General features: G+C 44.0%; 22 protein-coding genes and 2 tRNA genes. 13 read left to right on the top strand and 11 right to left on the bottom strand.

Annotation, left to right across the window (positions count from 1 at the left end):
• Positions 1-202: 202 nt before the first annotated feature.
• Positions 203-279: transfer RNA gene (locus SJY28_RS06085), tRNA-Arg, on the bottom strand.
• Positions 280-631: 352 nt separating this feature from the next.
• On the opposite strand from SJY28_RS06085, the gene SJY28_RS06090 reads away from it, so the two are divergent.
• From SJY28_RS06090 to queF, 4 genes are all read left to right on the top strand, one after another.
• Positions 632-1,288 (top strand): cytochrome c5 family protein, encoded by a 657-nt coding sequence (locus tag SJY28_RS06090; protein WP_101204943.1) that lies wholly within the window; start codon positions 632-634, stop codon positions 1,286-1,288.
• A 317-nt stretch (positions 1,289-1,605) separates the two neighbouring features.
• Entirely contained in the window at positions 1,606-2,568 is a 963-nt protein-coding gene (locus SJY28_RS06095) for an ABC transporter ATP-binding protein (RefSeq protein WP_379543820.1), read from the top strand.
• A 29-nt stretch (positions 2,569-2,597) separates the two neighbouring features.
• Entirely contained in the window at positions 2,598-3,371 is a 774-nt protein-coding gene (locus tag SJY28_RS06100; protein WP_057762348.1) for an ABC transporter permease, read from the top strand.
• Between the two features lie 65 nt (positions 3,372-3,436).
• Positions 3,437-4,321 (top strand): NADPH-dependent 7-cyano-7-deazaguanine reductase QueF, encoded by an 885-nt coding sequence (gene queF, locus SJY28_RS06105; protein ID WP_379543821.1) that lies wholly within the window; start codon positions 3,437-3,439, stop codon positions 4,319-4,321.
• 123 nt (positions 4,322-4,444) lie between these two features.
• Here queF and SJY28_RS06110 read toward each other — a convergent pair whose 3' ends face one another.
• A complete protein-coding gene (locus SJY28_RS06110; protein ID WP_379543822.1) occupies positions 4,445-6,163 on the bottom strand; it encodes a proline--tRNA ligase in 1,719 nt (572 codons plus the stop codon).
• A gap of 592 nt (positions 6,164-6,755) precedes the next feature.
• On the opposite strand from SJY28_RS06110, the gene SJY28_RS06115 reads away from it, so the two are divergent.
• On the top strand, positions 6,756-7,496 hold the full coding sequence (locus tag SJY28_RS06115; protein ID WP_379543823.1) for a DUF4230 domain-containing protein: 741 nt from the start codon (positions 6,756-6,758) through the stop codon (positions 7,494-7,496).
• Positions 7,497-7,518: 22 nt separating this feature from the next.
• Here the strand turns inward: SJY28_RS06115 and SJY28_RS06120 are convergent, their stop codons facing one another.
• Positions 7,519-9,141, bottom strand: coding sequence for a cryptochrome/photolyase family protein (locus SJY28_RS06120; protein ID WP_379543824.1), 1,623 nt, complete (start codon positions 9,139-9,141; stop codon positions 7,519-7,521).
• 171 nt (positions 9,142-9,312) lie between these two features.
• Here SJY28_RS06120 and SJY28_RS06125 point away from each other — a divergent pair, with 171 nt between their 5' ends.
• The 7 genes from SJY28_RS06125 (at position 9,313) to SJY28_RS06155 (ending at position 17,576) form a co-directional block, all read left to right on the top strand.
• Positions 9,313-10,014, top strand: coding sequence for a phosphoribosylanthranilate isomerase (locus tag SJY28_RS06125; RefSeq protein WP_379544940.1), 702 nt, complete (start codon positions 9,313-9,315; stop codon positions 10,012-10,014).
• A 160-nt stretch (positions 10,015-10,174) separates the two neighbouring features.
• Complete coding sequence (gene trpB, locus SJY28_RS06130; protein ID WP_057758619.1) at positions 10,175-11,449, top strand: tryptophan synthase subunit beta; 1,275 nt, start codon at positions 10,175-10,177, stop codon at positions 11,447-11,449.
• A gap of 142 nt (positions 11,450-11,591) precedes the next feature.
• On the top strand, positions 11,592-12,416 hold the full coding sequence (gene trpA / locus SJY28_RS06135) for a tryptophan synthase subunit alpha (RefSeq protein ID WP_379543825.1): 825 nt from the start codon (positions 11,592-11,594) through the stop codon (positions 12,414-12,416).
• A gap of 381 nt (positions 12,417-12,797) precedes the next feature.
• On the top strand, positions 12,798-13,745 hold the full coding sequence (gene accD / locus SJY28_RS06140) for an acetyl-CoA carboxylase, carboxyltransferase subunit beta (protein ID WP_180952657.1): 948 nt from the start codon (positions 12,798-12,800) through the stop codon (positions 13,743-13,745).
• Positions 13,746-13,944: 199 nt separating this feature from the next.
• Complete coding sequence (gene folC, locus SJY28_RS06145) at positions 13,945-15,318, top strand: bifunctional tetrahydrofolate synthase/dihydrofolate synthase (protein WP_379543826.1); 1,374 nt, start codon at positions 13,945-13,947, stop codon at positions 15,316-15,318.
• A 258-nt stretch (positions 15,319-15,576) separates the two neighbouring features.
• Positions 15,577-16,782, top strand: coding sequence for a LysM peptidoglycan-binding domain-containing protein (locus SJY28_RS06150; protein WP_379543827.1), 1,206 nt, complete (start codon positions 15,577-15,579; stop codon positions 16,780-16,782).
• Between the two features lie 251 nt (positions 16,783-17,033).
• Positions 17,034-17,576: a DUF2726 domain-containing protein gene (locus tag SJY28_RS06155; RefSeq protein ID WP_057758628.1), complete on the top strand. Its 543-nt coding sequence runs from the start codon at positions 17,034-17,036 to the stop codon at positions 17,574-17,576.
• 81 nt (positions 17,577-17,657) lie between these two features.
• On the opposite strand, the gene SJY28_RS06160 is transcribed toward SJY28_RS06155, so the two are convergent.
• From SJY28_RS06160 to SJY28_RS06195, 8 genes are all read right to left on the bottom strand, one after another.
• On the bottom strand, positions 17,658-18,635 hold the full coding sequence (locus SJY28_RS06160; RefSeq protein ID WP_379543828.1) for a DUF1853 family protein: 978 nt from the start codon (positions 18,633-18,635) through the stop codon (positions 17,658-17,660).
• Positions 18,636-19,004: 369 nt separating this feature from the next.
• Positions 19,005-19,439: a hypothetical protein gene (locus SJY28_RS06165; protein ID WP_379543830.1), complete on the bottom strand. Its 435-nt coding sequence runs from the start codon at positions 19,437-19,439 to the stop codon at positions 19,005-19,007.
• A 4-nt stretch (positions 19,440-19,443) separates the two neighbouring features.
• Positions 19,444-19,956, bottom strand: a complete 513-nt coding sequence (locus SJY28_RS06170; protein ID WP_379543832.1) for a hypothetical protein — start codon at positions 19,954-19,956, stop codon at positions 19,444-19,446.
• Between the two features lie 141 nt (positions 19,957-20,097).
• A tRNA-Pro gene (locus SJY28_RS06175) sits at positions 20,098-20,174 on the bottom strand.
• Positions 20,175-20,288: 114 nt separating this feature from the next.
• Positions 20,289-21,815 (bottom strand): Asp-tRNA(Asn)/Glu-tRNA(Gln) amidotransferase subunit GatB, encoded by a 1,527-nt coding sequence (gatB, locus tag SJY28_RS06180; protein WP_379543834.1) that lies wholly within the window; start codon positions 21,813-21,815, stop codon positions 20,289-20,291.
• Complete coding sequence (gene gatA, locus SJY28_RS06185; protein WP_341610543.1) at positions 21,815-23,311, bottom strand: Asp-tRNA(Asn)/Glu-tRNA(Gln) amidotransferase subunit GatA; 1,497 nt, start codon at positions 23,309-23,311, stop codon at positions 21,815-21,817. The genes gatB and gatA overlap by 1 nt, the downstream gene beginning before the upstream one ends.
• An 81-nt stretch (positions 23,312-23,392) precedes the next feature.
• Positions 23,393-23,707, bottom strand: a complete 315-nt coding sequence (gatC, locus tag SJY28_RS06190; protein WP_057758683.1) for an Asp-tRNA(Asn)/Glu-tRNA(Gln) amidotransferase subunit GatC — start codon at positions 23,705-23,707, stop codon at positions 23,393-23,395.
• A 528-nt stretch (positions 23,708-24,235) separates the two neighbouring features.
• Positions 24,236-24,364 carry a hypothetical protein gene (locus SJY28_RS06195; protein ID WP_264757031.1) on the bottom strand — a complete coding sequence of 43 codons (129 nt, stop codon included), beginning with the start codon at positions 24,362-24,364 and terminating at the stop codon, positions 24,236-24,238.
• 34 nt (positions 24,365-24,398) lie between these two features.
• Here SJY28_RS06195 and SJY28_RS06200 point away from each other — a divergent pair, with 34 nt between their 5' ends.
• Positions 24,399-25,427 (top strand): rod shape-determining protein, encoded by a 1,029-nt coding sequence (locus SJY28_RS06200; protein WP_082624553.1) that lies wholly within the window; start codon positions 24,399-24,401, stop codon positions 25,425-25,427.
• Positions 25,428-25,450: the final 23 nt, after the last annotated feature.

A 25,450-nucleotide genomic window follows, 5' to 3' on the forward strand; every position in this document is an offset into this window, starting at 1 on the left:
CAGTCTCGCTCAATCTACTACTTGTAGTACTTTCACTCGGCTTCCTTGTATCCAAATTATACTGAATCGACTATAGGTGAGAGCACTAGAAGTATGCGCGCACAGAAAAGCCGCAAAAATTTTGGATGTATAGGCTTGATAAGTATAGGAAGTTTAAGATAGTACTAAGGGAAGGGTAGAGCGAGGTTATAAACAATATGATTGGTGCGCTCGGCGGGAATCGAACCCACGACCCTCGGCTTCGGAGACCGATACTCTATCCAACTGAGCTACGAGCGCATATGATAACGATATGTCTGACTGTCACGCTTAGATACGCATGATAATTAGCATAAGGTGTCTAGAAATAAAGACCGCTTAGTCTAACAAATAAAAAGCATAAAGCCAATAAATGACAGTCGCGATTGAGGTTTTTTAAGAAAAAACAGCCAAGTCATTAAACAAGCATGGCAATTTACCTGCCTTTTCCCTTATAATGTTGGGGAGAATTCATATTTATAATCACCGATTGCAAGTGCGCTGGCACGCGGGATGGCTGTCTGCTATTGAAGACTTAGAAGTCGTCAAAGGAGGACAGACAGAATGTCCGAGCCGTGCTAGTCCTTGTATACGTAATAAGAGAACGTGACGAATGAGAAAAGTAGTTATGTTATCGGCAGCTGCCATTCTAGGAATCGCTAGTATCGCGGTGAGCCAAGCTGAAGATGTTGTAGACACTCCTGTAACTGCGTCAGACGTAGCAGAAGGCCAAGAAGTCGTAGAAGCTGCTCCTGAAACGCTAGGTGACGATACCCAAGCTGCTGCAGATACGACAGATGGTGCTGCGCCTACTGACGAAGCCGCTCCAGCAGAAGGCGAAGAAACTGCCGCTGCAGCGCCTGCCGCTGATGAAGAGCCAATTCCACAAGATACGCCGCAAGTACAGAAGCTAATTGCTTTATATCCTAATCTGATTGCGCGTATCCAGCCTGTTGCCAATATCTGTTTTGAAGATGGTGAAGCTTGTGATGTAACGGCACGCTCATCTGGCCCAGCTGCTGGCGACGGTCCTCGTGACGGTAAAGCGGTATATAATGCTGTATGTCATACTTGTCATACTGCAGGCTTGCTAGGCTCTCCTATCTTTGGTGATGCTGGCGCTTGGGGCCCACGTATCGCAAAAGGTAAAGATACGCTATATACCCATGCTATCAACGGTTTCAATGCGATGCCTGCAAAAGGTGGCGCGGATATTCCTGATGAAGAAGTTCAAAATGCCGTAGATTATATGGTCGCAGAAGCAAGCTAATCTTTGTTGATTACCTTCCAAGCTTTTACGATAGTTATCTATAAAGCGCCTATTTCAGTGATGAGATAGGCGCTTTTTCATGATGAGTATTATTAATATGGTACTTCGAATATAAGGCAGTTGAAATTCGCCACGAGTAGCCTCATTTTATGAGATTAGTTCGTTTATTACCGTACATTGTCACCTTTAGATAGTAGAGTGTGTTGAACATTCTTATACGGCTTTTGCCTATATGATAATGATAGTCGAATGTTCAACACGGCCTATTATTCTAAAATCGCATTTTATATAAATTGATAACAAATAAAGAGGTCTTCATGTCTGATGCACCAGCACTCTCCATAAAAAAACTATCCAAGACCTACGATAATGGGTTTTCGGCATTAAAAGGGGTTGATCTAACAGTACCACAAGGTGGATTCTTTGCGTTACTCGGGCCAAACGGCGCAGGCAAATCTACCATGATTGGTATTATTAGCTCATTGTTTAAGCCAACCACCGGTAGCGTCCATATTTTCGGTACAGATTTATTAGAGAACCCTTCGATTGCCAAGCAATACCTTGGCGTTGTACCGCAAGAATTTAACTTTAATATGTTCGAAAAAGTCGAAGATATCCTGATTACGCAAGCGGGTTATTTTGGTATTCCGGCAAAAGAAGCCAAACCACGCGCAAAGAGACTGTTAACAGCGCTAGGACTATGGGATAAACGCGACAGTAAGTCACGTGAGCTATCTGGTGGTATGAAACGCCGTTTGATGATTGCCCGTGCATTAATTCATAAGCCAAAGCTATTGATTCTCGATGAGCCAACGGCGGGTGTCGATATCGAGCTTCGCCGCTCGATGTGGGAATTTATGCAGCAGATTAATATCGAAGAAAATACTACTATTATTCTGACGACTCATTATCTCGAAGAAGCTGAGCAATTGTGTAAGCGTATTGCGATCTTGGATCACGGCGAGATTCGTATTAATACAGAAATGAAAGAACTACTGGCGCAGTTATCCGTAGAGACGTTTGTATTTGATTTGGATACGCCGCTCACTGAGCAGTTGGCTCTGACAGGAGTTACAGGGGTCTCGCAACCAGATGAGCAAACGCTAGAAGTTACCTTGACAGAAGGTGAGTCACTAAACGGTGTCTTTGATCAGCTATCTGAGAAAGGTATCAGTGTGGCGAGTATGCGCAATAAAGCCAACCGACTAGAAGAGTTATTTATGCGCTTGGTGGACAAAAACATTCAGAGTGCAGACAGCATGAAGGAGGCGGGGTTATGAGTCAGGAACTAATCGATCATAATAAAACAATGTCATTGAGTAAGAAGTGGATTGCGTTTCGTACTATTTGGTTCAAAGAAGTGCGCCGTATTTTACGTATCTGGCCGCAGACGTTGCTACCGCCAGTTATTACGATGAGTCTGTACTTTGTCATCTTCGGTAAGATGATTGGCTCGCGCGTGGGTGAGATGGGCGGCGTGCCATACATGCAGTTTATTGTGCCTGGTTTGATCATGATGTCGATCATTACCAACAGTTACTCTAACGTGGTCTCAAGCTTTTTTAGTGCCAAGTTCACGTCTAGTATCGAAGAGCTTCTAGTATCGCCAGTATCCAAGCATGCTATTTTGATGGGTTATATCAGTGGTGGTATCTTCCGTGGATTGGCTATCGGTGTGATTGTCTCGATAGTGGCGCTATTCTTTACTGATCTGGGTATCGAGCATTTATTTGTGACCGTATTTACCGTACTTGGCACATCTATCTTGTTTTCGTTAGGCGGTTTTATCAATGCGGTATTTGCACGCTCATTCGATGATATCTCTATTATCCCAAGCTTTGTACTGACGCCATTGACCTATCTTGGCGGTGTGTTTTATTCGATGGAGAACTTATCGCCATTTTGGCAGAATATCTCGCTACTGAATCCTATCGTTTATATGGTTAACTCATTCCGTTACGGTATTCTTGGCTATTCTGATGTCAATGTTTGGTATTCGATGGCAGCTATTTTTGTGTTCTGTGCGATATTTTATACGATCGCTTATCGCTTGCTAAGTAACGGTTCGCGTGTACGTCTATAGTGCGTACTATTCGCTAAGTATATTATTTAGAGCAAATTTAAAACGGTTTAATATTAGGAAGACAGATGAGTATTCACGGTATCTTGGGCGAGCAAACCACAGACTATCCAACTGAGTATAGCCCAGAGACGCTATATCCGATTGCGCGCAGCATGGGACGTGATGCGATTGGTTGGCAAGACGACAAGCTAACCGTCGGTGTCGATTGGTGGCAGGCCTTTGAAATATCTTGGTTAAATCCGCAAGGTATCTCGCAAGTAGCTATCGCGCGTTTTAGTATTCCTGCTAGCTCACCATTTATCGTAGAATCAAAATCGCTTAAGCTATATTTGAATAGCATCAACTTTACCGAGTTTGCCAGTTGGAATGATGTACAAGCGTTGATTGCGAAAGACTTGTCAGCTTGTTTGCAAGCAGACGTACAGGTAGCGTTATTCGGTTTAAACGATGACATAAATGGTAACGAGACAGCGTTATTGATTGCTCAGCCTGAGGGTATCTGCATTGATGAGGCATTGGTAGATAGCACGGATAAAGTTGCGTTAACGGAACATCCTGATGCGTCATTACTGAGTACTAACGAAGTAAAGGCAAGCGATGAAAGCGTGGCAAATGATGGTACGCAGCCGTATACCTTTTATTCCAATCTACTGCGTAGTAATTGCCCAGTGACCAATCAACCAGATTGGGGCACATTGGCCGTTTCGATAACGACTGATAAGCCTTTTAATAATGCAAATATGCTGCGTTATATATTGAGCTTCCGTCAGCACAATGGTTTCCATGAGCAGTGTGTCGAACAAATATTTGCTGATTTGAGCCAATACTATCAGCCAAGCGAGCTGATGGTACGGGCGTGGTATACGCGCCGCGGTGGTATCGATATCAATCCTTGTCGTGTTAGTGATATTAGTTTATTACCTAAGCCAAGCCGTTTAATCCGCCAGTAAGTTCTCGCTAAAAATACAATGTGAATAAAAATACAATGTTAAATAGTTTTTAAGCCTATAAAAAAGCGCCTATCTCATCATGTGAGATAGGCGCTTTTTGTTATATAGTCTTTATTTATACAACTATTTACCGCTTACTTTTGCCATGACTTCTTCACGGCTCAGCATTTGTTTTTCAGCTTCACGGCGATTGACGTACTCATACTTGTCTTCAGCCAAGTTGCGATCAGACACGACGATACGATGCGGTATACCAATCAACTCAAGATCAGCAAACTTAACGCCTGGGCGCTCGTTACGATCGTCCAGTAGCACGTTGATGCCTTGAGCTTTTAACTCTTCATACAGGACGGTTGCCGTCTGCATGACAGTCTCTTCTTTAGACTTCATCGGGATGATGGCGACTTCAAAAGGAGCGATTGAATCATCAACCGTTGGTGTTTTTGGCCACATAATACCGTTTTCATCATTGTTCTGCTCGATAGCAGCGGCAATGATACGGCTAACGCCAATACCATAACAGCCCATCATCAAGGTAACAGGTTTGCCATCTTCACCAGAAACCGTACAGTTCATCGCTTGTGAGTATTTATCACCCAACTGGAAGATATGACCGACTTCGATACCGCGTTTGATTTTTAGGCTGCCTTTACCATCAGGAGACGGGTCGCCTTCTTGTACATTGCGCACATCAACGATGCGAGTAATGCGAGTATCACGTGCCCAGTTCATACCGATAGTATGTTTGTTCACTTCATTGGCACCGCAAACAAAATCTGACAACGCAGCTGCTGAACGATCAACGAATACAGGCATATCTAAATTAACGCCGATATAGCCTTTATGCAGACCTGCTGCTTTTAGCTCTTCGTCAGATGCTAATGTCAATGGTACGTTGGCTTCTTCGATTTTCTCAGCTTTAATAGTGTTGAGCTGATGATCGCCGCGCAACACGATAGCAATCAGTTGTGGCTCATCATTCTCAGTATGACCATGAACGATCAAGGTTTTAACCGTCGTTTCTAATGGGATGTCCAAGTGTTCAGCAACCATTTTGCAGCTGGTCATGCCTTCGGTTAGAACGTCTTCACGTTCCATTTTCGGCGGTTGACGCTCAGCAGTGCTGACAGATTCTGCTAGCTCAACGTTGGCTGCATAGTCAGATGAATCTGAAAACGCAATATCGTCTTCGCCGCTATCTGCCAATACATGGAACTCATGTGAAGCAAAACCACCGATAGAGCCTGTATCTGCTTGTACCGCACGGAAATCTAAGCCCAAGCGGGTAAAGATGCGTGTATAAGCGTCATACATATCATGGTAAGTCTTGGCCAATGAGGCTTGATCCACATGGAAAGAGTAAGCATCTTTCATGGTGAATTCACGGGCGCGCATCACACCGAAGCGTGGACGAATCTCGTCACGGAATTTACCTTGAATCTGGAAGAAGGTAATCGGTAGTTGTTTATAACTACGCAGCTCACCTTGTGCTAGATTGGTGATGACTTCTTCGTGCGTTGGACCAAGCACAAAGTCGCGATCATGACGGTCTTTGAAGCGCAATAGCTCAGGACCATAATCATCAAAACGTCCGGTCGTTTGCCAAAGTTCAGCAGGCTGAGTCATCGGCATAAGCACTTCTTGTGCGCCGACGTTTTGCATCTCTTCACGAACAATACGTTCGACCTTTTGCAAGACGCGCAGACCCATAGGCAACCAAATATACAATCCAGAAGCAATCTTGCGGATAAGACCAGCACGCACCATCAATTGGCTTGAGGCGATGTCGGCGTCACTTGGGGTTTCTTTTAGTGTGGCAAATAAAAATTGACTGGCTTTCATAAATAAAGCGTAACCTTATCAACGATAAAAAAATAAGAAATAGTAGGATGTTGAGCGTATGGCTAATCGTTTCATTGCCGCCGCAAGCTTACCTTTATCACTTAGCAATAATCTAGGGTATTTCCTAGTTACCAACCTGCTTATATACAAAGCACATCAGTAAAAACCACTCTCATAAAAGAGAGGCAAATTTGATTTGATGTATCAATATGCCAAAAATGCGATATATTCAGGTCAAAACCCTGATAAATGCTCTAAGAATGACATTTTATTCATACAATCTGACTATGTTAGGTAAAGTTCGCCTAAGACGCAATGACTTTTTGTCTTTTCAGACCGAACGTGACGCAAAGGCTTCAATAAGGGGTAAATAATTGAGCTATTCATATGATTTTATAGCGAAAGCACTGCTTATTTTGGCGACAGTTTATCGAGGTGGTTGCGTAGAGGTTTATGGATAAAGTTATGTAGAGGAATGGTAGCCAATACTTGAAGTTACTGCACAATAGTCGCATTTATAGATCAGGTATTACAGAGTTTTGATAATACAGTTAGCCTTACCAAACGATGCAACATTATAAAGGTAGCTTCTATGGATAATCCTGATATGAATAACGCTAATGCCACTCAAAAGCCTGCGAAACGTCCTATTGCTACAATGTCGTGGGTGATGTTACTTATCGGTCTAGCAGCGATTGCCTTTGCTATTTATAGCGCGCAAAACAAACCAGAAGAAGCGCCGATAGAAACTATTACTCGCGAAGGGGTGGTTACGCAAATTCAGCAGTTAAATCGCTTACATACCGTCGCATTCAGCGTTGATACAGTAATTACGAGCGAGCGACCTGGGAGCTGGATGAAGCTGTGGCAAGACGAGCAAAAGGCATTGTTTATCGCTCATGGTCGCGTAGAGGCAGGCGTTGATCTGAGTGCACTGACACCTGAGATGGTACAAGTGGTGCAACCTGCTCAAGCTAATGAGGATGAAGAGCAAGTAGCTGACACCAACTCATCAGTTGTCACTATGCCGCAAATCAATATTACTTTGCCGCCTACAGAGATATTTTCAGTATATTTGGATGATATCAAGATTTATGACTGGCAGACAGGGGCTTTTGGGATGATGCAAGTTGATCCTAAGATATTGGCACAAGCACAGACCATGGCAAAAAAAGAAGTGCTTGAACGTGCCTGCCGAGGTGATGTCATGAATATGGCATTGCAAAATGCGCAAACGCAGTTGCAGCAGCTGTTTTCACTTACGGGAGCGGTAGTGACGGTTACCACTCAGGGTGCAGGCGCGTGTCAGTTGCCAGTCACTACCAATGGCTAGTCTGCTAGTTGTTTTTTTAGACTTAAGCTTCTTTTTTAAACTCAGCAATAGCTAGCTTGCGTACTGATTTATGCTCGATCATCGGCGCAGGGTAGTCAACATTGGCAAACTTACCACCTTTTGCCAGTTCTTTACGCATCTTATCTTCGTTGTGCAAGATACTGTTAGGAATATCTTTTAACTCTGGTAGCCAAGTTTTAATAAACAGAGCTTTAGAATCGTGCGTATTGGCTTGGCTAAAGGGGTTCATAATGCGGAAGTAGGGCGCTGAGTCCGTACCTGTCGACGCGCTCCATTGCCAACCGCCGTTATTGGAGGCAAAATCGCCATCTATCAGCTGCTGCATAAAGTAACGCTCACCCAAGCGCCAATCAATTAATAAATCCTTCGTCAAAAACATCGCTGTGACCATTCGCAGGCGATTGTGCATAAACCCTGTCGCATTTAGGCAAAGCATTGCTGCATCGACCAATGGCACGCCTGTTTTGCCAGCGCACCATATTTCAAAATCATCATTGTCATATGACCAATTAACCTTAGTGTCAGTCTCTTCTTTATACGCTTGATGACGGATCAGGTTTGGTTTTTCGACCAGTACATGACGATAAAAGTCTCGCCACGCAAGCTCACTTATCCAGCGATTGATGTCTTCATTATCACCGTCATTACCGTGTAGCTTCTCTTGTGCTTTGCTCGCCTGTAGATAGCAGAATCTAGGACTGATAGAGCCTATAGTGAGATAAGCCGATAGCTGACTCGTTGCGTGCAGATGGGGAACATCACGGCTCACATCATAATTATTGATATCATCATCGACGAATGCCTCTAGACGCTGGCAAGCGGCCGACTCACCTGCAGGATAGGCGTCTCTTGCTTGGTCAAGCTGAGCTATCATATCGATATGCTGCAAGGAGTCGTTCTTCTCTAATGTCTGCTGATAATCACTGAGCATTTTTTCACTTAGTGCTTCGATATCGTCGATTGTATTGGCAAACGTTTGCGATGATGGTAGTTTGATTTTATAATCGCTAACCACTGCGGGTGCTTCATGCATTTGAATGGTGCTGACGTCCAACGTATGTCGCCATTTTTTATAAAATGGGGTGAAGACCTTATACATACTATCGCCATCATTGGTCGTAATGCTTTGCGGTGGCAAAATGCATTGGTCATGCCAGCGGACAAACTCGATATCGCCTTTTGCAAGTTGTTTGCTTAATTGCTCATCACGATCAATCTCATTGCCTTCGTACTCGTGATTGGCCATGACGCAGCTTACTTCATTATCATTGCATAAAGTCGTGAGCGCCTCTATACAGTCAGCAAAGCTTGAGCAGAGCTGTACTGTTAAAGTGATGTTCAGTTGCGATTGCAAGTCCTTTGCTAGGAGAGGTAGTGTGCGAGCAATATGATCAACTTGTACAAGAGACGTATCATGCGCTTGCCACTGTTCAGGCGTCAAAAAGAATATGGCAGACACTGAGGCGTTGTTTTCTTTTGCACGTTCGCAAAGCGCTGCTAAAGCAGTATTGTCATGGATACGTAGGTCACGACGAAACCACATCAAGTAATGCGGTGGATTTTTGCTAGTAGCATTGTCGTCAGTATCAGCATTATTAGCGGCTGTCTGTGCAGTCTTAGACATTAAAGTATCCCTATATTAATCAATCGCAATCATAAACAAAACTAAGGATAAAAGTATGCTAGGATAAGTTTTTGGATGCAATGGCTTTGCCGTTTGGTTAACAAAACCTCATCACATCTAACGATTTATCTTTAGCTTGAAACTATCTGATGCCGCTATAATCGGTGTCATATTCAGTACCATGAAACGCAAGGTCACAAAATGCACGTTAAGTTTTGCGGGTTTACTCAGCCTAGTGATATACAGACTGCTGCACAGTTAGGTGCAGATGCAGTGGGTTTGGTGTTTTATCCACCAAGTCCACGTGCGGTCACGATAGAGCAGGCGCAAACCCTGAGTGCTGCCGTACCTGCTTTTATCAGCGTGGTGGCATTGGTCGTCAATATGACCAAAGATGAGCTAATCAAATTAGCAAACAACGTCTCTTTTGATATTATCCAATTCCATGGTGATGAAACACCTGAGCAATGCCAACAGCTGGCAGGTATGGTCAATAAACGCTGGATCAAAGCATTGCGTATCAATACAGAGCAAGACACTCTCGATAGTGTTCGCGCCCAAATTAACCAGTTTGCGACCGCAGGTGCCAGTAGTATTTTACTGGATGCTTATCATCAGCATAAGTATGGCGGTACAGGCGCACGTTTTGACTGGAGTCTCATTCCACATGACAGCGCACTACCAATCGTTCTGGCTGGCGGGCTCGATGCCGACAATGTTGCCGCTACATTAGATTTACCTATTTATGGCGTCGATGTGAGCGGTGGTATTGAGGTTGATAAAGGTAAAAAAGACGCTGCCAAAATGCGTGCCTTTATGAAAGCGGTCAAACGCGATCGATGGCAAAACGCTACGGTCACTGGCGCCATCTAAGTGGGTGTGTATCTAGCTATTCGCTATACATAATCTGCTTAGTTGATCGTTATTCCGACTTTTCTGCTTAAATCTTATTAGATTGTTATCCCTTTTATTATTTTTTCTCTATTTATCTAAAGTTATCTAAAAAATACCACTTATTACAGTAGGAATTACCATGAGTCATGTCGAGAACAAAGATTTATCTGCTACCGCACAGTCTGTAAACACTTTTACCAATCCTGAAAACGTACAGGACTTCAACCAGTATCCTGATGCACGCGGTCATTTCGGTGTACATGGGGGACGTTTTGTCTCTGAGACGCTAATGGCTGCTCTAGAAGAGCTAGAAACGCTTTATACCAAAGTAAAAGCAGACCCAGCATTCTGGGAAGAGTATCACAATGATTTGGTCAATTATGTCGGTCGTCCAACGCCGCTGTATCATGCTAAGCGTTTGAGCGATGAGATTGGCGGTGCGCAAATTTACTTCAAACGTGAAGATCTAAACCATACAGGCGCGCATAAAGTCAATAACACCATTGGTCAGGCACTGCTTGCCAAAATGTGTGGCAAAAAACGTATCATCGCTGAGACTGGTGCAGGACAGCATGGCGTCGCCACGGCAACCATTGCGGCACGCTTAGGGCTAGAATGTATCGTCTATATGGGTGCTGACGATGTCGAACGTCAAAAGATGAATGTTTATCGTATGCGCTTGCTTGGCGCGACAGTTGTGCCCGTCACTTCTGGCTCACGCACTCTCAAAGACGCAATGAATGAAGCCATGCGTGACTGGGTGACCAATGTCGATAGCACCTATTACATTATCGGTACTGTAGCAGGCCCGCATCCTTATCCGCTATTGGTTCGTGATTTCCAAGCGATCATTGGCAAAGAAGCACGCATTCAGCATCTAGAGAAAACAGGCAAAATGCCAGATGCCTTGGTTGCCTGTGTTGGCGGTGGCTCAAACGCTATTGGTTTGTTTTTTGACTTCTTGAACGATACTGAAGTCAAGATGTATGGTGTTGAAGCAACAGGTGATGGTATCGAGTCAGGTCGTCATTCAGCACCATTAGCGGCTGGTCGTATCGGCGTGCTACATGGTAACCGTACTTACCTCATGGCAGATGATGATGGCCAGATTCAAGAGACGCATTCTATCTCAGCGGGTCTTGATTATCCTGGTGTCGGTCCAGAGCATAGCTTCTTAAAAGACATGAAGCGTGTTGAGTATGTTGGTTGTACGGATAAAGAAGCGTTGGAAGGCTTCCATGAGGCAACGCGCAAAGAAGGCATCATCCCTGCGCTTGAGACTGCTCATGCTGTCGCTTATGCATTGAAACTGGCTAAAACCATGACTCCTGATCAGACGATTATCGTTAATATGTCAGGTCGCGGTGACAAGGATCTGCATTCAGTGATGAAGGCAGAAGGGATTGAGTTGTAGTAACGAGTATCTTTATAAGTTATCAAATTTATAAGTTACTAGATTCTTCTTCATAAGAAAAATTGTTTGACCTTTTATTGTTCGATATACATTATTAGATAAAGGGTCAAACAAGCCAGTTTATAACAATTAAGAGACCACTATGACCAGAATTGAAAGTACCTTTGAAACTCTAAAATCACAAAATAAAAAAGCCCTGATTCCTTATGTGATGGCAGGCGATCCTCATCCGACCACTACGGTAGGTCTGTTGCACGACTTAGTGAAACACGGCGCCGATATGATCGAAGTCGGTTTACCATTCTCTGACCCAATGGCCGATGGCCCAACTGTGGCATTGGCTGGCGAGCGTGCATTAGCTGCAGGTACGAGTACTCGTGATGCATTAAAAATGGTTGCAGAGTTCCGTCAAACAGATACGCAAACGCCAATTATCCTAATGGGCTATCTTAATCCTGTTGAAATCATTGGCTATGATAACTTTGTTGCGCTATGTGAGCAGTCAGGCGTTGATGGTTTATTGATGGTAGATTTGCCGCCAGCAGAAGCGGGTAGCTTCACTCAGCATTTGACTGATCATTCGATGAATGAGATTTTCTTGCTATCGCCCACGACGTTGCCCGAGCGCCGTGAGCAAGTATTGACTCATTGTGGCGGCTATATTTATTATGTATCACTAAAAGGTGTGACTGGTTCAGCCACGCTAGATACTGACGATGTAGCAACTCAAGTACAAGCAATCAAAGCAGAAACAGACTTGCCAGTATGCGTCGGCTTTGGTATCCGTGATGGTGCTTCTGCAAAAGCGATCGGTACTCATGCAGATGGTGTTATCGTCGGTAGTGCCTTGGTACAGAATTTTGCCGATATTGATGCCAACGATACCGCTGCGGTTGCAAATGCACAGCAGAACATCATGGCAAAAATGGATGAGCTACGTGAAGCGTTAGACAGCTTAAGCGCTTAATAGCTATTGCTTTCATATTGCTGTTACTTGAAGAAGTAGTTATTTGAAACGGCAAAGTCAAATTGCAGCTATTGTTTACCTAAGACTTTACTTAAAAGCTTTACGTGAAGACAATACTAAATGACTTTGCTAAAATTAGTTTACGAGTGTAAACTAACATCACTATTATATGGTGTCTGATAGCAGTGGTTTATTCGTCATTTTGATTGGCGAATACATTATCTATCAACAAGCGCATAATCAAATTACTGACATACGAGATTTATTTATCAGTATGTCGCATGACTGCTCATGTTATGACTGTGCTAGACGCTTTGTTTAGACAACCATTAAACTCTCAATGACAAGCGAATGAGCAAACTTGTCAACAAGCCTTTTATGATGGCAAATAATATGACTGATACAATAACAAAACCCGACAACAATACTGCTAAAGCCGCGCCAAACAGCAATACGGATAGGCAGTCATGGTTTAACCGTCCTATCCCAGGTATCAAGCAGCATTTGACTGCGCCACTGTCTGCGGTAGAGACTGAACCGTCAACTAAGTGTAGTAATTGTCATTCGATGATTACCAACACAGCGCTGATTTTTAACTGTTATGTGTGCCCACATTGTGATCATCATTTACCGATGAGTGCTCGTGAGCGCTTGAACTGGTTACTTGATCAAGTAGACGGTGAGACAGGACAAGAGTTTACGGCAAAAGATCCATTGAGCTTTGTGGATAGTAAGCCGTATCCTGCGCGTATGAGTGAAGCACAAGAAAAAACAGGTGAGTCTGAGGCGTTGGTTGCTATGTATGGCAAACTGCGTAACCTTGATATCGTTGCCTGTGCTTTTGACTTCCGTTTTATGGGTGGGTCAATGGGTTCAGTCGTTGGCGATCGTTTCGTCCAAGCAGCTGAAAAAGCGCTAGAGCAAAAAGTACCTTTAGTTTGCTTTGCCGCTTCTGGTGGTGCACGTATGCAAGAAGGGCTATTGTCATTGATGCAAATGGCACGCACGGCAGCAGCAATTGAGCGTCTAAGAATCGCTGGGATTCCTTATATTGTGGTATTGACCAATCCTGTGTATGGCGGCGTAACTGCATCACTGGCGATGCTGGGTGATATCCATCTAGCAGAACCAAAAGCGATGATCGGTTTCGCTGGTAAGCGTGTGATCGAGCAGACTGTACGTGAGACGTTAGAAGAGCCGTTCCAGCGCGCTGAGTTCTTATTAGAGCATGGCGTAGTGGATGAAGTGGTACATCGTCATCAGCTAATCGATACGATTTATCGTCTACTTGCAAAACTATGCCGCGTGCCAAATGTAGATGCTCAGTAAAATGAGATGCTCGATAAGGTAAATGACTCAGTATAATGAATCATTTATTGAGTGCATAATGACTTAGCTGCGTGCTAACATCTACTGCATATGCAAGACCCCTAATAGCATTTATCGTCATTGCACGGTAAGTGCTATTTTTGGTTTTAGCTAGCACATATATTTTTATCTCTTATTAAATTTTATATAGGTTCTATTCATGTCTGACCTTTTAGCATCTGACCTTCGCAGCCCCAACGTCCATAGTCCTAATGAAAGTGCTAGCCTAACTGAGTGGCTCGATTATATGCAGCAGATTCATGTGTCTGCAATCGACATGGGATTGTCACGTGTATTGCCTGTTGCAGAAGAGTTAGGCGTGGTGCAGTCAGCTAACGATGACGCTTATGTATTTACTGTGGCAGGTACCAATGGCAAAGGCTCTACAACTGCTGTCATTGCCGAAATGTGTAAAGCCGCAGGTTATAAGACGGCACTATATCAGTCGCCACATCTTAGCGCTTTCAATGAGCGTGTACGTATCAATGGCGAGATGGTCAGCGACCAGACGCTGATTGAGGCTTTTAGCAAAGTAGAAGCAGCACGCTTACAGTGCGAGTTGACGTTGTCGTTCTTTGAGATGACCACACTAGCAGCGCTATTGATATTCGCTGAGGCAGATTGTGACGTGTGGGTATTAGAAGTGGGACTGGGTGGACGGCTAGATGTGGTCAATATTATTGATCCTGACATGGCAGTCATTACCAATATCGGTATCGATCACGTTGACTGGTTGGGTGACAATGTTGAGGATATTGGCCGCGAAAAAGCAGGTATCTTGCGCAAAGGTATTCCTCTGATTTATGGTGCTACTGAGATGCCAGCTAGCGTGCAACAATCCATCGATACTCAGCAGGCAACTTGTTATCAGATTGGACAAGATTTTAGCTACCGCGATATTAATTCAACGACTTGGCAATACAGTAATGCAGCGGTTACCTTGCAGTTACCACGTCCTGCGTTATCGTTGACTAACACCGCAAATGCACTATCAGCAGTATTAGCAAGTCCATTAGATGTCGATATCAATGCGATTGAGCAAGCGCTACAAACTGTCAAACTGGCAGGTCGCTTCGATTATCGTGAGAGCCATAGCCGCCATTGGTTGTTTGATGTGGCGCATAATGAGCAAGGCGTTGAGTTCTTACTAGCACAGCTATTACCGTTTTGGCAGCAGCATGTAGCCAAGCAAAGTAATCAAAATAGCTCAGCGGATATCCCTACACCAAAGATAAAAATGCTATTTTCTATGTTAGGTGATAAAGATATCGATAAGGTTGTGCAGCGCTTAACCCAAGCAGGCTTACCAATTAGTGACTGGTTTGTCGCTGAGATTGATTACCCTCGTGCCGCGACTACTGAGCAACTGCAAGATGTCTTGGCCAAATATGTTGATAGCACCAATATATATGCGTTCGATGGTTTGCATACAGCGACCCATTCAGTGATAGAGGCGAGCCAACCGCAAGACCTTATCGTCGTATGCGGTTCGTTCCATACGATTGGGGAAGCGTTAAGTGCCCTTAGCGTATGATAATTTAAGTTAAAGTAGTGCCTGTTTAATGTTAATCTTAGTCGTAGCCTGATAGCAGACAGCATGAAAAATATGCTTTATAATCAAAATGATTTGCCAGACTGGTAGAAGACGGTCGGCACAAATTTTGAACTTTGATGGCATTAACTGACAGTAACTGGCGGTAAGAGATCATGATTGAAGCGATTTGATATACTGCTTTGAGATAGTCGCTGCACCGCTCAATCAACCTTATTACCAACTAAGAGACGTAAACGGATGAACTTTTCGAGACAAGCCTTATTGGGCATTGGGATGATTATCGGCGGTAGCGTGATGCTATACGCCATGGTGCAACAGATTGGCGATAGCGACCAACCAGAGCCGATGTCAGCGATGGTCGACAAACTAAGCTCGGAGCAAGAGTCTCCGCAGCCGCTCACAACTGATATCGAGACAGAAAAACGTATCCTTGCGCAAAAGCAAAAAGAGCGTGCAGCCCGCGTTGCAGAGCAAGAAAAACGTGCAAAAGAGTTTCTGACAGAGCAAGAGATTGCTGAGGCAGAAGCATTGGCTAAGGCACGTGCTGAGAGCCAGCAATATGTCGATAATAGTGCGCCAGCTACTGACGAAACTACCAATACAGAGTCTACAAAAGACGTTACGACAGATCTGACCGTTCAGCCTCGTACGGAGAGTCAGTCTGCTACTGATACTACAAAGTCTAGCGAAGCCGAGAAGCAAAAAGCGGCTCAAGAGCAACAAGAAGCCCAAAGGCAAGTGGCTATCAAAGAGCAAGCGGCCGCCAAAAAACTTGCTGAGAGCAAAAAACAAGCGGAGGCAGAGAAACTAGCCGAAGCAAAAAAGCAGGCTGAAGCCCAAGCTGCGGCTGAGAGAAAAAGAGAAGCAGCTGAAGCGGCTAAAAACGAGCCACCAAAATCGCCTTCTGAATATCAAATCAAGAAAGGTGACGGACTCATAAAACTGGCAAGACAATACAATATGCCTGTAGAAGTATTGGCTCAAGCCAACAACCTATCTCCATCAGCAGCGCTACAACTGGGTCAAAGTATCACCATCCCATCGAGCAAACAGGTACAGCGTTTAGAGCGTGAAGCGGCGGCCGCTGAACAAGCACGTGAGAAGAAGCGTCAGCAAGAAGAGGCACTCGCGAAGAAATCTGCCGATGCAAAACGTGAAGCGCAGCAAAAACTGAGTGAAGCGCGTAAAGAAGTCAAAGAAACAGACGCTAAGGGTAGCTTTGGAGTGCAAGTGGCTCTAGCAAATGACCAAGCCAAAGCCGATGAGTTAGCGAAAAAGTTCCGAGCAGCAGGTTATCAAGTCAAGACCAGTGCCACCAGTCGTGGAGTGCGTGTTGTGGTTGGGCCTGAACGTGGCAAAGTCGCAGCATTGGCACTAAAAGATAAAATCAATAGCGATCCTAAGGTAAATACGACCAGTGCTTGGGTGCTTTACTGGCGTTAAGCTAGAGCGTTTCTAACGGTCTCAATGCGACTTTTATCTACTTTATATAAAAACACGACAAATACTGTCGTGTTTTTTGTTTTATAGATTGCTGATTGGCGCTGCCTTAGTTAAGATGAGCGCCATTTTTATAATTCGTTGTTGTATAACCTGTCAGCCTATATAGGTTGCCTTGTCGTGGTCGGCGCATTATTAATTGCTATTAATAATGACAATTAGCCCATCACTCTCATATTGTATAAGGTAGAACCATGTCGTTTGGTGTTATATTTTTAATATTGGCCGTTGGGTTTTTGGGGCTGATTACGTTACCGAAGCTGCTACCAACACTACTGACGAAGCGCCCTGTCGTTGAGCCTGATCCAAAACCTGTGCGCGGTGATGAGTTGGCTATTTGGCCATTCGCGCCGATGCCGATTATGACTGATACGGAAGTGATATTTTTTAATAAGTTAAAAAATGCGCTGCCGGAGTATCACATATTTGTCCAAGTACAGCTGTCACGGATCATTGAAGCCAATAGTAGCGAGACATCAGAGCGTAGCTTTTGGTTCAATCGTATTTGTCGTCAAAGTGTTGACTATGTGATTGTGGATGTCGATGCTCAGACTACCTTGGTCGCTATCGAGCTTGATGACTGGACGCATAGCAGCAAAGCTCGCCAAAAAGCGGATGATAAAAAAGATAAGGCACTTGCCAGTGCAGGTATTGCGATGGTGCGCTTCCACGCTGAGCGTATGCCGAGTGCCGATATGCTTAGATATGAGCTAATGCAAGTGATTGAGAGCTATTAAGCATTCTGTGAAAGCTGTCCGATTGTTAAGAACAGAATATTATCCAAGCAGTTTCATTTTAAAAGTTTAGGTTAGCTAAAGTTATTCATCGATTTGGTCTGACTGCCTTGGATAAATAACGATTGGTCGATTACCTTCAAAATATAAACCTGTTTTAGGTAGCTCGCTATCTGACCAAACTATCGGCTGCTGCCGACCATCATAAGCATTTCGCTCATCACAAAAGTCGCGCTTGGTGAACCATTCAATATAATGCGCGGCTCGCAAATCTGTAGTGTCAATCGTTGCAAGACCTGCCATGTCCCTCTTATCACACCATTCATGTATTGGAAAACTCGGCGTTAGCCAATATGGCCAGTCATAATCACCGCAACCAGTTGTGTTAATCGGTAGAAAGAATCGGCCTTTGATCACGCCATAACGCTTATCGATTTTTACCTGTCCATGATTTTCCGTATCTACCCACACCGCTCGAAACTGCTTGGTTTGCATGTGTGTCATCTTGCGCTGTAGATTATCATTAGAATTAATCCCAACCCAGTTTACAGGCTCAAAAGGTGCTGACCCCATAAAAAACTTAATGGCTAGCTCCCAATGTTCAACCAGCTGTTCTGTATGGTTATACAAAATTAAATCAAGCTCACCTGTCGTCTGCTTGCCATTATAGAGCTGCACATTGCTAGCCAGTGTCTCATACGGATGCAGCTTGCGTGCGAACCCATCCTCTAACCAATATGACACTAAGCCTTCAAAATGAAAACCCAGTCGATTGGGACTTGGGCGTTTGAGTAAATAGCGAGTCAGCTCTTGATAGGCGGCAGTGGTGTCTAGCTTTACTAATCGTTGCTTATACGCCTCAAACTGCGTCTGCCAAAATTGTGCGCTATGCACGGCAACGGTATGTGTAATCTGATGCAGCGCAAAGTCTAGCCACTGCGTCAAAACATTGGGGCATGCCAGTACATAAGCCAAATCACGCACATAGGGTCGGCGGTAACGTTCCCAAGGAGCGTCATTCATGAGGCGATTAGATATGGGCTGATTGACAAGCTCGGACATAGAGTAAACCAGTGTAGAGATATAGCATTTACCCTAACGGCTCGCTCTATAAAAGTCTATAGATGACAAGTATCTGCTAGGGCAGTGCTCAGCTTTTCGGCTTCAAAACATGATACTAATGTGATGGATGTGAATTCTGATATCAGGCGTCGATAGCAGGTAGGGTAGTAGAATGCTAATTACTGCTTTAAGTAGAGAGAGTTGCCATTTAGGCTGATATTGAGATGGCTTTTGCTTTGGATTCGTTGGGATGTGATTTTTCTGTTTCATGTGTCTAGCTCCATATTTGTCGTAACTTGATTGCTACGGCTTATGCTTGCTAGTTTATGAGGTGAAGTTAGTGAATAAATTAAGGTTGATTAATTAAAGTTAAAGTTCATCTTTCAGCTTATTTTTAATAATGTGAGAATACTCTTTAATGGCGTTGCTTATTTTAGCTGTATTACCTTTTAGTCCAAACATATCATCATCAATAACTTGTAGTTCTTGTTGTGCAAGGTTAACGATAGCTTCATTTATCTGTGTCGCATTAGGTCTATTACCTACTTGGAATACATTGGATTTTTGAGCAAGTAAAATCGCTAACATTGCTATCAATTTTTTATCTTGGCTTCTACTACTAACTTCTTCATTTATAGTTTTTGTTAGCGCTTCTTTTTGTGGTATCTCATTAGGCATTGATGCTATAAGATCTATAGCCTTGGTTAATGTCTCTAATGACAGCTTAGGTTGTGGGACATCTTTATCACGCTCTTTAGCTAAATTTATTTTTTTCTGTTGTAAAGTGATAGGACGCCAACCCATACCGCTAGAACCCCCCCTCAGGCTTTACCGTAGAATCAATACCATCACAGCTATAAGTATGATAAATATAATCACTTGCTTGATCAAAATTGAGATTCAAGCCTTTTATGTAATCTAACTCGTAAAGCTCTGCTTCATTTAGGTAGAAGTTGGAATAAACTAATTTATAGTAATCTTCGTTTATAAAGCTATCTTTCCAATGGCTACTATCTATACCGTCTTCTTTGTCTCTAATGAAACATACATATGCATAGTAAGCATGGTAACCATCAAAGGTAATCTGTTCAAAAAATCTTTCTATGTTTTTATCAGCTCCAGATTTTATCCTACCTTTAAAGACTCTGTAGTGCCGATCAATTTCATAAGATGTAATATCCTTTGAAAAGGCGTTGTAAAGTAACCATGAAGCAACGTCGCTAACTGTTTCTTTTTGAGTGAATGCAACGTAGAAAAGAAAATCTTTTATGGATACATATTCTTTGTAGAAGTCTGTTTTAGGTTTATCCATTAAACTCATAATTTATATTCCTACATCTTTAGATTGAACGAGTCTATCTCACTTTCTATTTAGTACACTACAAACTAACTAAACAAATTTAGCACAAAAAAAAGCCAACCATTGAAAACAATGATTGGCTTTTCTTATTACTGCTATGTTTGGTCGGAACGGCAGGATTTGAACCTGCGACCACTACACCCCCAGTGTAGTGCGCTACCAGACTGCGCTACGCCCCGAGTGACTGACTATTTTACGCAAAATTATGTATATTGCAAGGGCTATTTATAGTAGCCAAACTCTACAATATTATTCTGCATAGCATAGTCAGTATAATCGCTTAGCAGCCAATGTTAGCCCAATAATTCTTTTAGAATTTGGTTCACTTGCTGTGGGTTAGCACTACCGCGACTGGCTTTCATGACCTGACCGACTAGACCGTTAAAGGCTTTTTCTTTACCGCCGCGATATTCTTCGACCATCGCTTCATTTTTTGCGATGACTTCTTCTACCATCGCTTTGATAGCGCCAGTATCGGTTTCTTGCTTGAGGCCTTTGTCTTGGATGATTTTATCTGCTGCGTCATCGCCATCGCCGCCTTCGCGTTCATATAGAGCACTAAAGACTTTCTTAGCTAATTTGCCAGATAGCGTGTCATCTTTGATACGCTTGAGCATGCCAGCCAATTGTTTGGCGCTGATAGGAGAGTCGATGATGTCAGTGTCATCTTTGTTCAGGGCACCGAGTAAGTCACCCATGACCCAGTTACCAGCCATTTTGGCATCTTGCTGACCGATTTCAGCCACTACATCTTCGAAGTAATCAGCGATTTGACGACTGCCAGTCAAGATACGAGCGTCGTATTCTGACAGACCAAGCGCTTCTTCAAAGCGTGCACGGCGAGCGACTGGTAGCTCTGGCATTGCTGCTTTGATCGCATCAACCGTATGCTGCTCGATACGGACAGGCAGCAAGTCAGGATCAGGGAAGTAGCGATAGTCGTTAGCGTCTTCTTTGGTACGCATGGTACGCGTTTCATCACGCTCTGGATCATACAGCATCGTTGCTTGTACGACTTTGCCGCCATCTTCTAAGATATCGATTTGACGTTCGATTTCACGATTGATAGCACGCTCGATAAAGCGGAACGAGTTTAGGTTCTTTAGCTCAGTACGCGTACCGAGATCAGCGCCTGGCTTACGCACAGAGACGTTACAGTCACAGCGGAATGAGCCTTCGGCCATCACTGCGTCTGAGATACCTAGCCACGTGACTAGCTGATGGATAGCTTTGATGTAGGCAAGTGCTTCGTGAGCAGAGCGCATATCTGGCTCAGAGACGATTTCAATCAATGGCGTACCAGCACGGTTCAAATCCACACCAGTCATACCATCGACTGCGTCATGGACAGATTTACCTGCATCTTCTTCTAGATGTGCGCGAGTGATACCCATACGCTTCGGATATTCGTTCTTTTCGCCCTCATTTACCACGACATCGATGTAGCCTTCACCTACGATAGGATTGGCCATCTGAGTGATTTGATAGCCTTTAGGCAGGTCAGGGTAAAAGTAGTTTTTACGGTCAAACGTATTAAACAGCCCCAGCTCAGCATTGACACCGATACCGAATTTTAATGCGCGATCGACCACACCAGCATTTAGCACTGGTAATACGCCAGGTAGACCTAGATCGACGATACTTGCTTGGCTGTTTGGCTCATGACCAAAGTCAGTCGGCGCACTTGAGAAGATCTTACTTTCCGTATTTAGCTGGCAGTGAATCTCGATACCGATGACCACTTCATAGCCATCGACAAATAGCTCTTTACGCACGGCGTGTTCACGGACGGCATTGTTATCAGTAGTAGCTGTACTCATTATACCGTCTCCTTTGCGATGGTAGAGTGTTGTAGGTGATGATCAGTATGCTGCTGGAACAGGTGCGCAGTCGTGAGCAGTTGACTCTCTTGCCAGTGCTTACCGATTAATTGCAAGCCAATAGGGAGGCCTTCTGTCGTCAAACCAACTGGCTGACTGAGGGCAGGTAGACCCGCTAGGTTGACCGCGATGGTATAAACGTCACCTAAGTACATCGTTGCAGGATCTAGGTCTTCACTGAGCTTATAAGCCGCAGTCGGTGCAGTTGGGCTAGCAATCACATCACAACTAGCAAAGGCTTCGTCGAAGTCTTTAACGATTAAACGGCGAATCTTCTGTGCTTTAGTATAGTAAGCATCGAAGTAGCCAGCCGATAGCGCATAAGTCCCTGTCAAAATACGGCGCTGTACTTCAGGGCCAAAGCCTTCAGAGCGTGAGCGTGTGTATAGATCGATAAGGTCCGTTGGGTTCTCACAGCGATAGCCAAAACGTACGCCATCGAAGCGTGATAGGTTCGATGACGCTTCAGCAGGCGCTAGCATGTAGTAAGTGGCAAGCGTGATCTCAGGATCAGTGATGTTCACTTCTACAATCGTTGCGCCCAGCTCTTCGTATTTTTTGAGCGCGGCACGTGCTGCTTGCTCAACTTCGCTATCAAGTCCTGTACCGAAGTATTCTTTGGCCACACCAATACGAAGACCTTCAAATGGCTTATCACCAGCAGCGGCTTCTGCATCATTGATGTCTTGTACGTAGTCAGGCATTTCGTATTTGATAGAAGTTGCATCGCGCGGATCATGACCAATCATTGGTTGAAGCAGATAGGCACAATCTTTAGCGCTGCGTCCCATGCTACCTGCTTGGTCTAGACTTGAGGCGTAGGCAATCATACCGAAGCGTGACACACGGCCATAAGTAGGTTTGATACCTGTTAGGCCACAGAATGAAGCAGGCTGACGAATAGAGCCACCCGTATCACTACCGGTAGCAACAGGGACAAAACCTGCGGCAACGGCGGCAGCACTACCACCTGACGAGCCACCAGGGACACGCTCTAGGTTCCAAGGGTTCTGTACAGTGCCGTAGTAAGAGCTACTGTTATCTGAGCCCATCGCAAACTCATCCATATTGAGTTTACCTAAGCTAATCATGCCAGCTTTATCGATGTTAGAAACGATGGTCGCGTCATATGGTGAGACAAAGTTGTGTAGCATCTTTGAGCCACAAGTGGTCAGTACGCCCTGAGTACAAAAGATGTCTTTGTGCGCCATTGGTACGCCAAGTAGTGGACGCTGATCGCCCTGTGCACGCATCTCGTCTGCTGCTTTCGCTTGTGCGCGTGCTGTCTCAGAAGTATGAGTGATAAAGCTATTGATCTTACTGTCTAGCGCATCGATACGCTTGATGTAATGCTCGGTTAATTCTGCGCTGCTAAATTGTTTGTTTTGTAAGCCAGTAATGAGCTGCTCGGTACTTAATAAATGAAGTTCAGACATAAGGTGTCGTCCGTCAAAATGTTAATAGCATAAAATAAAATGAGGTAATGGCAAATGCGTGATTGTATTACTCAGCCACTATTATTCAATCACCTGAGGCACTAGATATAAGCCTTCTTCTACGGCAGGTGCGACTGACTGATTACGCTCACGATTGATATCGTGTTTTGCTACATCAGCACGCAGCTCTTGGCAAGCTTCATGGATATTGGCTAGTGGCTTGATGTCTGTGGTATCAACGTTAGATAGCGTATTCATCAGTTTTAATACTTTACTGATATCATCAGCATAGCTATCGGCTGTACTTTCATCGACACCTAAGCGGGCAAGGTTGGCAACTTCTAGGATTTCTTCACGGCTGACGTTGCTGTCAGACGTTGCTGGTTGCTGAGACATAGTTTCTCCAGTTAAGGACAGTTTTTGTTAGAGTAGTTGGTTACGAAAACGAAAATACGTAAGCGCTAAAATAGAAACAACTAAAATAGAAATAAATAGTAAGTGGGCTTATTATAAAGCATCTGACTCAAGTTTACAGAGCATGACGCTTGATTGATGCACAATCTCAACCAAGAGACTGAATTGATAAAGACGTAATATTAAACAAGATATGGTGCTAGCCGAGCCATAATGCCAATTAAGACACAATGATTTACAGAGAATTGCAAAACTGACCCCCTAATTCATCATTGTTCCTTAATTGCTCTCCAATTAGCTTCTAAAATACGTTACAGTATGCATCTGCTATTAAGCAAAACATTCATCTGCCTGTAGAGCCTTGTTAGTTATCAGATTAAATGATGTTTCATTGAGTTGAATGATATTCACTACTATTTCAAACTTTGTAACAACTTTTGGCGTCTAAGACAAAAATCCTTACTTACTGATGCAAATATCTATGTTTTTTTTGAGCTAAATCGGTATAATTTAGCTCAGTTTTTTCATTTCATCATTATAGTTTGGATTTTGACTTGTTGGGATGATTAACTGTTGCCACAAGTAATGTTTAACGACGACCTGCTCAACACTGACGAGTAACACCTCAGTCAATCTCATTCGCCTCATTCGTAAGACGCTGGATATATTAGTCATGAACCTGTTTGGATTTTTATCAAATAATATCGCTATCGACCTCGGTACTGCGAACACCCTAATTTTTATTCCTAATAAAGGCGTCGTGCTTGACGAGCCTACGGTGGTCGCGTTACGAAGCAATCGTACTCAGAACCCGACCGTCGCCGCTGTTGGTATCGATGCCAAGCAGATGCTCGGTCGTACGCCCGCCAATATCACAGCGATTCGCCCATTAAAAGATGGCGTCATTGCCGATTTTGAAGTGACGCAAAAAATGCTTAAGCACTTTATCGCTAAAGTAAAAGCCAAGCGTTTTATGGCACAGCCTAACGTCGTGGTTTGTGTACCATGTAAGTCTACTCTAGTTGAGCGTAAGGCGATTCGTGAGGCAGTGTCATCAGCAGGTGCGAGCAAAGTACTATTGCTAGAAGAGCCGATGGCTGCGGCTATCGGTGCTGGTATGCCAGTTCATGAAGCCAGTGGTTCTATGGTGGTGGACATCGGTGGTGGTACAACTGAGATTGCTGTTATCGCCCTGTCTGGTTGCGTATATGCTGAGTCGATTCGTATCGGTGGTGATATGTTTGATGAAGCGATAATCACTCATGTACGCCGTACGCATGGTTGTGTCATCGGTGAGACGACTGCTGAGCGTATCAAAAAAGAAGTCGGTTCTGCATTGAATGAAGACAGCCAACTAGAAGTAGAAGTTCGTGGTCGTAGCATGGCAGAGGGTGTGCCAAAGACCTTTACTGTCAATTCAGAAGAAGTGCAAAAAGCGTTGACTGATCCATTGAGCGGTATTGTTAGCGCTGTAAAAGTAGCACTTGAGCAGACTCCGCCAGAGTTGTCATCAGATATCGCTGAGCGTGGCATCGTATTGACAGGCGGCGGTGCGCTATTACGTGACTTAGACAAACTTATCTCACAAGAGACTGGTTTGCCAGTGACGGTAGCAGAAGATCCATTAACCTGCGTTAGCCGTGGTGGTGGTATCGCGCTTGATTTCATCAATAACAAAAGTTTAAACATGATTTTTGTTTAATTCATATTTATCCTTAATTGATA

Source organism: Psychrobacter sp. R86515, from assembly GCF_042466315.1.
Taxonomy (GTDB): Bacteria; Pseudomonadota; Gammaproteobacteria; order Pseudomonadales; family Moraxellaceae; genus Psychrobacter.

Excerpts from the sequence above, each read along its gene's own strand:
- SJY28_RS06090 (WP_101204943.1), top strand. The coding sequence starts at position 632 with ATGAGAAAAGTAGTTATGTTATCGGCAGCTGCCATTCTAGGAATCGCT.
- SJY28_RS06095 (WP_379543820.1), top strand. The coding sequence starts at position 1,606 with ATGTCTGATGCACCAGCACTCTCCATAAAAAAACTATCCAAGACCTAC.
- SJY28_RS06100 (WP_057762348.1), top strand. The coding sequence starts at position 2,598 with ATGTCATTGAGTAAGAAGTGGATTGCGTTTCGTACTATTTGGTTCAAA.
- queF (WP_379543821.1), top strand. The coding sequence starts at position 3,437 with ATGAGTATTCACGGTATCTTGGGCGAGCAAACCACAGACTATCCAACT.
- SJY28_RS06110 (WP_379543822.1), bottom strand. The coding sequence starts at position 6,163 with ATGAAAGCCAGTCAATTTTTATTTGCCACACTAAAAGAAACCCCAAGT.
- SJY28_RS06115 (WP_379543823.1), top strand. The coding sequence starts at position 6,756 with ATGGATAATCCTGATATGAATAACGCTAATGCCACTCAAAAGCCTGCG.
- SJY28_RS06120 (WP_379543824.1), bottom strand. The coding sequence starts at position 9,141 with ATGTCTAAGACTGCACAGACAGCCGCTAATAATGCTGATACTGACGAC.
- trpB (WP_057758619.1), top strand. The coding sequence starts at position 10,175 with ATGAGTCATGTCGAGAACAAAGATTTATCTGCTACCGCACAGTCTGTA.
- trpA (WP_379543825.1), top strand. The coding sequence starts at position 11,592 with ATGACCAGAATTGAAAGTACCTTTGAAACTCTAAAATCACAAAATAAA.
- accD (WP_180952657.1), top strand. The coding sequence starts at position 12,798 with ATGGCAAATAATATGACTGATACAATAACAAAACCCGACAACAATACT.
- folC (WP_379543826.1), top strand. The coding sequence starts at position 13,945 with ATGTCTGACCTTTTAGCATCTGACCTTCGCAGCCCCAACGTCCATAGT.
- SJY28_RS06150 (WP_379543827.1), top strand. The coding sequence starts at position 15,577 with ATGAACTTTTCGAGACAAGCCTTATTGGGCATTGGGATGATTATCGGC.
- SJY28_RS06155 (WP_057758628.1), top strand. The coding sequence starts at position 17,034 with ATGTCGTTTGGTGTTATATTTTTAATATTGGCCGTTGGGTTTTTGGGG.
- SJY28_RS06160 (WP_379543828.1), bottom strand. The coding sequence starts at position 18,635 with ATGTCCGAGCTTGTCAATCAGCCCATATCTAATCGCCTCATGAATGAC.
- SJY28_RS06165 (WP_379543830.1), bottom strand. The coding sequence starts at position 19,439 with ATGGGTTGGCGTCCTATCACTTTACAACAGAAAAAAATAAATTTAGCT.
- SJY28_RS06170 (WP_379543832.1), bottom strand. The coding sequence starts at position 19,956 with ATGAGTTTAATGGATAAACCTAAAACAGACTTCTACAAAGAATATGTA.
- gatB (WP_379543834.1), bottom strand. The coding sequence starts at position 21,815 with ATGAGTACAGCTACTACTGATAACAATGCCGTCCGTGAACACGCCGTG.
- gatA (WP_341610543.1), bottom strand. The coding sequence starts at position 23,311 with ATGTCTGAACTTCATTTATTAAGTACCGAGCAGCTCATTACTGGCTTA.
- gatC (WP_057758683.1), bottom strand. The coding sequence starts at position 23,707 with ATGTCTCAGCAACCAGCAACGTCTGACAGCAACGTCAGCCGTGAAGAA.
- SJY28_RS06195 (WP_264757031.1), bottom strand. The coding sequence starts at position 24,364 with ATGAGATTGACTGAGGTGTTACTCGTCAGTGTTGAGCAGGTCGTCGTT.
- SJY28_RS06200 (WP_082624553.1), top strand. The coding sequence starts at position 24,399 with ATGAACCTGTTTGGATTTTTATCAAATAATATCGCTATCGACCTCGGT.